The organism is Bartonella sp. EBT8 (assembly GCF_055796165.1).
This window is the reverse complement of record NZ_JBTTDJ010000067.1, coordinates 1-1,476: the sequence shown is the minus strand read 5'-3', so window position 1 is coordinate 1,476 and position 1,476 is coordinate 1. Positions and strand designations below refer to the sequence as shown.

The following is a 1,476-nucleotide window of genomic DNA, read 5'->3' as shown; positions in this document are numbered from 1 at the left end:
CCCCCTCATGGTGATGACAACACCTTCTGCTGGTGTGCCTTGTGCTTGCATTGAACTTCGCAATGAAATGTTCACATCAGAGCGCCCTAATAGTGCCATCAGTTCTGGAGAACAATCAGAAATGGTCATAGTGAGGATGAGTGTTTCAAGCCCAAGATCAACCTCAATGGAGCTATCCATGCCGCCACCGCGATAGCTTTCAACAACCAAACTTAAATTTGGCAGTGTCACGCTTTCGCATTTTGCCTGATAGGGAATGCCATCAACAAAAATATTAAAATATTTTAGAACTCTTGGTAAAACAGGTACAGTCATTAAAAGATCTCCTCTAGGTAATCATTGATGATGCGTGAACGGAACGTGATGTGTTCTGCTGGTGTTGTTGGTGTAAATTCAACATTGAAATAGACTCTGCCGCTCTCAATGGCGCTTGCTGTATTCAACTCTGGATCAGGGGTGCACTGCCCACCAAGGATGGCGCCTTGTGCTTTTAAATCACGCAAATAGGCGTTGACGCTTTCACTCACATCACTCATGTAGGTTTTTTTGATATTGCGGTCGACCGCCCACATGTGCCCACGCAAGATGGCGTCATTGATCATATCCGCGGTTCTCACAACGGATAAGAAAGCGAATTTTGTATCGCTTGAAAGGGTGCGATTGCCCCAAAGACGATAACCATTTTCACGAATAATTGTTGTGATGTTTTGTTCATTGAGAAGGTTGGCACGGCTTGATCTGTCACCAATGGAAAAATCAATCGGGCGGGTAATCCCTACAATGCCATTGATCACTTTGTTTGAAGGGGAATGCCAAAAGCCATGGGTAAAATCTGTTTTGGCAATGATACCCGCAACTGCTGCACTTGCGGGCTGTTCTAGGATTTCTCCATTACGATTTATCTTTACAAAAGGATCAACAATGAGAGCGCGTTTTGAATCAAAATCCTTTGCTGCACCAAGGGCTGCTTCATCGGTTGTGTTTGGTGCATCAATGATTACAATAGCGCGGAGCCGCTCAGCAATGCCAATCAACTCTGCTGCTACAGGATTCGAGGTTACACTGATTTCGGCTTTCGCTGTTGCACCGGTTCCATCACCTTCAATCGTTACATTGGGGGCGGTTTGATAATCAAAGCCATTGTCCTTGAGAACAATCGAGGTCACTTGTCCATTGGCGATAATTGCTTCTGCTTTTGCGCCGCCGGCAATTTTAACAGTTGCTTGAGTATAACCGCTGCCTTTGTTGGTGATATCAATCTTGCTAAGGCTAACAGGGCGTTTATGGGTAAAGCTTGGAGCAATCAGAATGCGTGGTGTTTGTCCAAGAAGGGATTGCGCTCCAATCAAAGCATGCACACCTTCATAAGCACCATTGACATTCACACCGCCTAGAACATTGGTCAGTGTTGCATTTTCATTGTCGCCTTCTTTCACACGTACGACGACGACAATAGCACCCACTTGCTTGAAAATA

General features: G+C 45.3%; 2 protein-coding genes. Both read right to left on the bottom strand.

The annotated features are described in order from the left end of the window. A partial coding sequence (locus AC0QT4_RS09070) for a phage major tail tube protein (RefSeq protein ID WP_473201340.1) occupies positions 1 to 315 on the bottom strand: 315 nt, incomplete at its 3' end. Beyond that, the coding region (locus AC0QT4_RS09065; protein WP_473201339.1) for a phage tail sheath family protein at positions 315 to 1,476 on the bottom strand (1,162 nt) is incomplete at its 5' end. The genes AC0QT4_RS09065 and AC0QT4_RS09070, both read right to left, overlap by 1 nt.